Below are 257 nucleotides of genomic sequence, written 5' to 3'. Positions count from 1 at the left end.
AAGATAGGCCAGCGGCGGCATGGCTGAGGAGCGGCAGACCATCTGAATCAGTTCCGCCGGGCCGATCCGCCCCTGGCGGAGTTGTTGCTTCAGCTGCTGATGGCTGACATCAAAACGGCGATTAAACCCTACTGTGACCGGCACGTTGTAAGGAAGAACATTTGCCACGGCAGAGCGGGCCCGCTCAAGAGAGAGATCGACCGGTTTTTCACAGTAAATAGCTTTACCGGCGCGGGCTGCGGCTTCCAGTAAGTCAG

General features: G+C 58.0%; 1 pseudogene. It reads right to left on the bottom strand.

Features of this window, described 5'->3' with window-relative positions:
- A pseudogene (locus SB765_RS31415) lies at window positions 1-257 on the bottom strand (inositol 2-dehydrogenase); the annotation flags it as partial.

The sequence above is a fragment of the Pseudomonas sp. SIMBA_067 genome (assembly GCF_046534675.1).
GTDB lineage: Bacteria > Pseudomonadota > Gammaproteobacteria > Pseudomonadales > Pseudomonadaceae > Aquipseudomonas > Aquipseudomonas putida.
This window is presented reverse-complemented; position numbering and strand designations above follow the sequence as displayed.